Origin of the sequence: uncultured Aurantimicrobium sp., assembly GCF_936931525.1 — a bacterium.
Classification (GTDB): domain Bacteria; phylum Actinomycetota; class Actinomycetes; order Actinomycetales; family Microbacteriaceae; genus Aurantimicrobium.
Map to the genome: position 1 here is coordinate 1 of NZ_CAKZII010000007.1, position 4475 is coordinate 4475.

The 4475-nt window shown below is 55.0% G+C and carries 5 protein-coding genes; 2 read left to right on the forward strand and 3 right to left on the reverse strand.

The annotated features are described in order from the left end of the window. On the forward strand, positions 1-639 hold a 639-nt coding region (locus Q0362_RS00200; RefSeq protein WP_298118380.1), incomplete at its 5' end, for a vitamin B12 dependent-methionine synthase activation domain-containing protein. A gap of 123 nt (positions 640-762) precedes the next feature. Next, positions 763-1248 carry a type II toxin-antitoxin system Phd/YefM family antitoxin gene (locus Q0362_RS00205; RefSeq protein WP_298118383.1) on the forward strand — a complete coding sequence of 162 codons (486 nt, stop codon included), beginning with the start codon at positions 763-765 and terminating at the stop codon, positions 1246-1248. Here Q0362_RS00205 and Q0362_RS00210 read toward each other — a convergent pair. The 3 genes from Q0362_RS00210 to Q0362_RS00220 are packed head-to-tail and all read right to left on the reverse strand — an operon-like array spanning position 1245 to position 4311. Beyond that, positions 1245-2012: an ECF transporter S component gene (locus tag Q0362_RS00210; protein ID WP_298118387.1), complete on the reverse strand. Its 768-nt coding sequence runs from the start codon at positions 2010-2012 to the stop codon at positions 1245-1247. The genes Q0362_RS00205 and Q0362_RS00210 overlap by 4 nt on opposite strands. Beyond that, positions 2009-3802 (reverse strand): ATP-binding cassette domain-containing protein, encoded by a 1794-nt coding sequence (locus tag Q0362_RS00215; RefSeq protein WP_298118391.1) that lies wholly within the window; start codon positions 3800-3802, stop codon positions 2009-2011. The genes Q0362_RS00210 and Q0362_RS00215 overlap by 4 nt, the downstream gene beginning before the upstream one ends. Further along, positions 3799-4311, reverse strand: coding sequence for a hypothetical protein (locus Q0362_RS00220; RefSeq protein ID WP_298118394.1), 513 nt, complete (start codon positions 4309-4311; stop codon positions 3799-3801). Before Q0362_RS00220 ends, Q0362_RS00215 begins: the two co-directional genes overlap by 4 nt. Positions 4312-4475: the final 164 nt, after the last annotated feature.

The window sequence follows — 4475 nt, forward strand, 5'->3', positions numbered from 1 at the left end:
TACTTCCCCGCTGTCTCTGAAGGGGATGACCTTGTCATCCTCAACCACGGAGATGACCCAACTGGAATCCTGGGCCGACCAGGACTTTTAGCTCCAGATGGTGGTTCAGCTGACCTGCCAGGTGGGGGAGCCTTGGGCTCTGACCGCCTGCGCTTCACCTTCCCGCGTCAGCGCCGCGACCGTCACTTGTGCCTGTCTGACTTCGTCAAGTCTCGTGACAGTGGACAGATTGACGTGGTGGGCTTCCAATTGGTCACCGTCGGTGCCACTGTGGACACTTTCACCGCCAAGATGTTCGAAGAGAACTCCTACCGCGACTACATGGAGCTCAACGGCCTAGCAATGCAGCTCACAGAGGCTCTGGCAGAGTTCTGGCACTCCAGAACACGTGAAGAACTGGGCTACAAGGCCGAAGACCCCGCGGATCTTGCCGGAATGTTCAAGCTGGACTACCGCGGAGCTCGTTTCTCCCTGGGTTACCCTGCCTGTCCAGATATGGAAGATCGCAAGAAGGTTGTTGAGCTCCTGCGCCCTGAGCGTGTGGGCGTTGTGCTGTCTGAAGAACTCCAGCTGCACCCTGAGCAATCGACCGACGCCTTGGTATTCCACCACCCTGAGGCTAAATACTTCTCCGTTTAGTCCGATCTAGCGATTCTTCGCTTGCGCAGCCCGAAAGGGCTGATTGGCGTGCAATGAAGCATAAATACAAATTTGTACATAATAAATACACAAAATTATGTACAAATTTGATAAACTCACAACGTGTGGTACTCAAATCCCGACGTCATCGTCAGCGTGGCCGATGCTCGTGAGAACTTTTCGAAGATTCTGAAGACATTTCGGGCAGATCCGAATGCTCTTCCTGTGGTTTTGGGTGCACACCGTAAACCTGAGGCGGTCATTGTTCCTTATAAGGAATACATGGCCGGCCGCAGGGTACTTCTCGGTGGCTCAGGAAATGTGAGCATGGAAGCTCTGGGCGAGATGAGCGAAGTCCTTCACAAGCTCGCAGCAATGAACAACATTGATGAACTCGCCATCTTTGGACCTGCCCTGACAGATTCTCTAGGTGAAGATGACGCCCTGGACATGTTGGTTGGGCCTAACCCCAGCGCGACCTACTTTGATCTCGTGCAGTTTGCGACGGAAATGGAGCTGGTTCTGCGCAGATTCGTCAATGTGGTCAACCGTGATGGCCTGCACCCCATTTCAGATGCGGGAACCCTCGACGAAGCGGTCTATATCTAGAGCTTTGCTCTACGAAGTGCTTTGAGTGCGGGTACGCCAATCAAGGCCAGGCCAATACCGGTGGTGAGTGCACGGACGGTGTCCCACGTCAGCGTGGACGTCACGAGGGTATAAATCCCAAAGCGGCCCAGGTTATCCGGCAAAGAACCAGAAGGCAGGTAGCTGATGGACGTTTCGGGTCCCACACCAAAGGGCCAGAACCAGAGGTTCATGAGTGCCCCAAAGAGATACGACGCGATGACTCCGTAGGCGATAAGCCAGATGATTTCACGACGGCGAGCGGACTTATCGGCAGCACCGGTGATGCGGCCCGGAATCAGGCCAGCTCCAGCTCCAACCCACCCAGCTGCGAACATCTGGAACGCGGTCCACGGACCAAAACCGCCCCACAAGATCGACGACAGTGCAATGGTGAGCATTCCTAGTAGGAATCCAAAACGAGCACCATACGCACGTCCACCCAGAATCAAGATGATGAAGACAGCTTCAAAGCCACCAACCCCAGTGCTGGCAATGCGCACGGCAGCGCCGACAGCGGCCAAAAGACCGAGAAGCGCCAAAGTCTTGGAGCTGGAAACAGCGCCATCAAGGAGAAGTGAGATCACAACGATCAATGCAGGAACAAGTGCAAAGACAACGACGGGGACAGCTGCTTGAGCTTGCTGAGGCAATGCTGTGGCAAAGAGTGGCCACGCAAATGCACAAACTGCGAACAACGATGCAGCAACCACAAAGCTGTTCTTGAAATTCAGGCGAGAAATCATGCACCCACCTCCGCAGGAACAAGCTCACCCTGACGAAGTGAAAGCACACGGCAGCCCAGGTCAGAGACAAACGTTTGATCATGCGAAGCGAAGATGACGGCAGTTCCTGTTTCAGAAACACAGCGCAGCACTTCTGCCATCGCTGTTCGAGCAACTTCATCTAAACCACGTGTGGGCTCATCTACCAGAATCACTTGGGGTTTCCACGACAACTGGAGCGCGATAGCAAGTGCAACTTGAGTTCCTGCAGAGAGATCTCGGGGGTGAACGGTCAAGAGATCAGTGGAAGCTTCGGTGGCCAAGATTGACCAGAAGGTCATGGCAGTCAGGCCACTGTTCTTGTGGCCTGCCAGCAGATCGGCTTTGACCAGCTCTTCTTCAAGCGTCTCGGTCACAAACAGCGAGCTGACATTTTCTGGGACTAATCGCAGGAGTTTCTCAGCATCTGACGAAGATGTGAGGGCATTGAGCAAGCTTGATTTCCCCACACCATTCGGACCGGTGATGGCAAGGATCTCTCCGACGTGAAGCGAGAGTGACACTTTGGTAAAGAGTGATCGGTCCCCGTAGGCCACAGATACATCAGTGACGCTGAAAGCCTCATCGGTGCCCACAACCGGAAGCGCACGAGGAGGAAGAACAACTTCACCAGCATTCCAGCGACCTTCACAGAGTTCACCAGAATCGACAGAAAGCCAACGAGGGGCGAGGCTTTGGAGTTCATGTGTGTGGTGCTCTGCCATCACGATGGTGAGGTTCTCTGATCTGTGGAGCTCGGCCAGCCGATCTGCTAACTCACTGCGTGCATCATTATCGAGGTCAGCGAGAGGTTCGTCCAAAAGGAGAATCCGTGGACGAAGTGCCAGGGCAGAGGCGATAGCAACCCGGGTGGCTTCACCGGCTGAAAGCTGTTCGATCGGCTGGTCTGCAAAACCGGTGAGTGAGAACTGTTCAATGAGTTCTTCTGCACGAGCAGATGCTTCGCTTCGGGTGTGACCACTCACGCGCATGCCGAACTCGAGTTCTTCACGGGCTGTAGCTGCCGCAAAACCCAATCGAACATCCTGAGCAACATAACCAATGAGTCCGGCAGTGAGACGAGGAGGGGTGGCGTTCCGATCGAGGGTACCTACGGTCAGCGTTCCGTCAACATGGCCATTGTGGAAGTGCTGGCTGAGGCCAGCGATGCTCTCCAGAATTGCGGTCTTTCCGGATCCGGTCTGTCCGGTCAGAACGGTGATCTCCCCAGCGGGGATCGACAGGGTGATGCTGTTCAAGACTTGCTTGCCGTCGTAGCCGAGAGAAAAGTTCTTCAACTCGATGGCAGACTCTCCACTCGGTGAAGAGGGCTTCCCAGCGCCAAAGCCTCTCAGATCCATTGCTGCCGCTAATGCAACAGAACGTTCAATCGTGTGTTCCAACAGAGGAACCAAGAAGGCAGAGCGTGAGCGGATTCCACGAAGAGTGCGTGCGGTGCTCAGCAGCTTCACCTGGTGAATCAGGGTGGGATAGCTCGAGAGGGCGATTGCTAAGGCCGTGCCGATTGAACGTCCATAACGGAGCGCCGACATCGAGGGCAGCAGCTTACGAACATCTATCAGTGCGCTGAGGAAACCACAGACCACGATGACGATGGCAAAGGGAAGAGCTAGTGTTGCCGCCTGCCCGATGGCCTGCCAGCTGAAGCTGCCAAAAACCAGACGGTAAAAAATGCGCAGCAGGATAAAAACAGCAGCGAACGTCAGGCTCACCCAGAAGGGAGCCCAACGTCCGTGGCTGTAAGAAATCATTCGACGACGGGGGTGGGGGTGCTGTCGCCGGTGGTGAAGACGAGGCCGAGTGATTCACCCTTCTTTACCGTGAGGTCGCCGAGTCCCAACTGAGCGTAATCCCATGACGCTGCGTCAGAGCTCTTCTGCCAGAGTGCCCAGTAGGCGAATGCGGGGGGCATGTCAGCACAGGTTTCGGTGAACTCCGCCTGTCCTTCTACTTCTACAGGCTCAGTTGGCGAAGGAAGACCGTTTACCCGGCAGACAATAGCGTCACCATAGGTTGCTGTTCCTTCAGTAGCTAAACCAGCATCGTGAACAACATCAATGGCCTGTGCCGAGTCCCCGCTGATAGCGATGCACTGTGAGCTATTGGTGCCATCAAGAACGCCAAAGTTCACCACAACTTCAACGCCATCGCAGGAGCCTGAGGCAGGAGCTGAGTCTGCTGCTGTTGACGCACAGCCAACGAGAAATAGTGAGCCGGCCGCAACAAGGACGGACAATGAGAGAGCGCGGGACAGTTTCATGTACTTCTCCAGAGGTTCCACATAATGTGCGCAGCTGGAGGCTTCCGAGATGTGCGCGGTAGTGCAAGTTTATCCCGTGAACACCGTTGGGCCAGTCATAGGATGAGCTCATGACTGAACGTGAACTTCTCGAACTCTGGAACAAGAACCGTCAGCAGATTGTG

Excerpts from the sequence above, each read along its gene's own strand:
- Q0362_RS00210 (WP_298118387.1), bottom strand. The coding sequence starts at position 2,012 with ATGATTTCTCGCCTGAATTTCAAGAACAGCTTTGTGGTTGCTGCATCG.
- Q0362_RS00215 (WP_298118391.1), bottom strand. The coding sequence starts at position 3,802 with ATGATTTCTTACAGCCACGGACGTTGGGCTCCCTTCTGGGTGAGCCTG.
- Q0362_RS00220 (WP_298118394.1), bottom strand. The coding sequence starts at position 4,311 with ATGAAACTGTCCCGCGCTCTCTCATTGTCCGTCCTTGTTGCGGCCGGC.